A 2,903-nucleotide genomic window follows, 5' to 3' on the forward strand; every position below is an offset into this window, starting at 1 on the left:
GATATTTGTCCTGGAGCTGATGCAACCTTAGCTGCTCCAAATGTAAGCGCTGAACCAAATGTTTCTCCAGCTAGACGGCTTACAAGTCCAAGTCCTCCCATAGACATTGTTATAATTGGTGTTTTTGCGTATTTAGTTGACATATCTTCAGTAGCAGCTAGTAGAGTTATTACATCTTCTGATGTGTTAGGCATAACTGCTATTTTAGGTAGATCTGCACCTAAGTCTTGCATTTTGCAAAGTCTTTTTATTATCTCTTCTTTTTCTGGTGTTTTGAAGAAATCGTGGTTTGACATTACTACTTTTACGCCGTTTTGGTGAGCAAATTCTACTATGTCTTTTACTATTTCATCTCCAGTGAATAATTCTACATCTATTAAATCTACCATTTTTGTTTCAGCTATTTTTTTATTTAGATCTGCGTAGTATTCATCTGAAACTTCTCTTTCTCCACCTTCTTTTTTACTTCTGAAAGTAAATAGTATAGGTAAGTCGCCAACTTTATCTCTAAGAGCTGAAAGTATGTTTTTTACTTTATCTAAATCTTCAACTCCTTCATAGTGATCGACTCTCCATTCAACTAAATCTAATTTTAAGTCTTTTAAATATTCAGCTTCTGATATTATTTCTTCGTCTGTTTTTCCTACTAAAGGTACACATATTTTTGGAATACCTTCACCTAGTTTTAAATTTCTAACTTCAACTACTTTTTTCATAGTATTTCCCCTTTGTTTTTATTTTTAGTATAAATATTTTAACATTAATTTCCATTAAGTTTTGCGTATATATAAAATAACTTTGTTAATTTTTTATCGCTAATCATATTTTTATTATAATACCTACAATATGATAAATCTAATACTAATTTTTGTGATTTTTGATAGGAATTAACTATCAATTATGGTATACTCTTTTTAAAATTATTTAGGATGTGAAAATATGAATTTAAATCAACTTTATTACTTTAAGACAGTGGCAAAATTGCAGCATTTTAGAAATGCAGCCGACGAGCTAAATATATCTCAACCGAGTTTAAGTCAAGCGATTTCGAATTTAGAAAATGAACTCGGTACATATTTATTTGAAAGACAAGGAAGAAATGTAAAGCTGACTAAGTATGGAAAATTATATTTAGAGTACGTTGAGGAGGCATTAAATACTCTAGAAATAGGTGAAAAAAAATTAAAGCAAGTCACTAGTGAAACAAATGGTCATATAGATATAGCTTATATATCCCCTTTAGCTTCTTATTTTATACCCAAAAAGGTAAGGGCGTTTTTAGAATTAGAAAACAATAAAGATATAACATTTACTTTTAGACAGGGAATAACTGCTGATTTAGTAGCTGGCCTTAAAAATTCAAAATACGATGTTGTATTTTGCTCTTACGTCGAAAATGAACCAGATATAGTATTTGATTTACTATTCAGGGATGAATTTCTTATAATAGTTCCAGAAGATCATCCGCTAAGCGAATTAGAATCTGTAGATTTAAAGGATATAGAGAAGTATCCAGTTGTCGCATACGAAAAAAACACTGCCCTTGGAATAGAGACTAAAAATATTTTTAATAGAGAAGGTATATCTCCTAAAATCATATGTGAAGCTGAGGACGAAAATGGAATTTACGGATTAGTATCAGAGGGATTTGGAGTTGCATTTGTCGCAAACATCATGAATCCTGAAAACTTCAAGATAAAACAGCTAAAAATAAATAACTTAAATTGCGATAGAAGTATTTATCTAGCATATAAGAAAAACAGTTATTTAGTTCCAGCTGTAAAGAAATTTATAAAATATATAAAAACATCTTCAAAGGATATTTTTGAATTGATGTGAAAAATAGCTAGATATCTAGTTTTATCTCCTAGAAATCTAGCTATTTTAAATTATATAGATTCCAAAAATTCTATTACATCAGATATAATCCAATCAGGAGTAGAAGCTCCTGCAGTTATTCCGACTAATCTGTATTTTTTTAGTTCTTCCTTATCTAGCTCATCCTTTGTCTCAATAGCAAAAGTATTGGTAACTTCTTTACAGATATTTACTAGCTTTTGTGTATTAGAGCTATGCTTTCCGCCTATAACTATCATACAGTCGACTTCCTTAGCTAAGCTTTTAGCTGATAGCTGTCTTTCCTTAGTTGCAGAACAGATAGTGTTTTTTATTGTGGCGTCTTTTAGTACAGAGGCTAGCTTTAAAGTTATTTTTTCGTAGTCGTCTACATCTACTGTAGTCTGGCTGACGACACAGTATTTTTGATTTTCGTCGAAATCTATTTGATCTATTTCGTCTATAGTCTTTATAACTACGGCACTGTCATCACACCATCCGTTTATTCCTATAACCTCTGGATGATTTTTGTTTCCTATTATTATAATTTTATATCCCTTTTTATAAAAATCATTTACTATTTCATGAATTTTTTTGACAAAAGGGCATGTAGTGTCTACTATTTTTATGCTTTTACTGTGAGCTTCGTTGTATATATTTTCTCCTACTCCGTGAGATCTTATAATTACTCTTTCGTCAGCAGGAATTTCTGATATTGCTTCTACTACCTTAAGGCCTTTTTCTTCGTATTTGCTGACTGCTTGCTTATTATGTATTAAAGGACCAAGTGAATATACCTTTGTGCTTTTGTCGTCTAGCTCATCACTTGCCATCTGCATAGCTCTTTTTACACCGAAGCAAAAGCCTGCGTTTTTAGCAATTTTAATTTTCATTGGGGACCTCCTTATTATAAATCTCCATTTGAAAGCTTGTTGTAATTGTCTTTTATAACTCCCATTATTTCTTCAGCTATTTTTTCGTGATCTTCGCTAGTAAGCTTTTGTTTGTAATATTGCTCAAGTGAAATCGGCTCTCCAAAGTAAACTTTTGCTTTGCTAAATAGCTTA

The 2,903-nt window shown here is 31.1% G+C and carries 3 protein-coding genes; 1 reads left to right on the forward strand and 2 read right to left on the reverse strand.

Annotated features, from left to right (window positions below; translation table 11 throughout):
• On the reverse strand, positions 1–716 hold a 716-nt coding region (gene aroD / locus MR593_RS01825; RefSeq protein WP_290686372.1), incomplete at its 3' end, for a type I 3-dehydroquinate dehydratase.
• A gap of 223 nt (positions 717–939) precedes the next feature.
• On the opposite strand from aroD, the gene MR593_RS01830 reads away from it, so the two are divergent.
• Entirely contained in the window at positions 940–1,839 is a 900-nt protein-coding gene (locus MR593_RS01830; RefSeq protein WP_290686374.1) for a LysR family transcriptional regulator, read from the forward strand.
• A 50-nt stretch (positions 1,840–1,889) separates the two neighbouring features.
• On the opposite strand, the gene MR593_RS01835 is transcribed toward MR593_RS01830, so the two are convergent.
• Entirely contained in the window at positions 1,890–2,729 is an 840-nt protein-coding gene (locus MR593_RS01835) for a 4-hydroxy-3-methylbut-2-enyl diphosphate reductase (RefSeq protein ID WP_290686376.1), read from the reverse strand.
• Between the last annotated feature and the right edge of the window lie 174 nt (positions 2,730–2,903).

It is taken from the genome of Intestinibacter sp. (assembly GCF_022780145.1).
Taxonomy (GTDB): Bacteria; Bacillota; Clostridia; order Peptostreptococcales; family Peptostreptococcaceae; genus Intestinibacter.

Coding starts and splice junctions, on each gene's coding strand:
- MR593_RS01835 (WP_290686376.1), bottom strand. CDS start 2,729: ATGAAAATTAAAATTGCTAAAAACGCAGGCTTTTGCTTCGGTGTAAAA.
- MR593_RS01830 (WP_290686374.1), top strand. CDS start 940: ATGAATTTAAATCAACTTTATTACTTTAAGACAGTGGCAAAATTGCAG.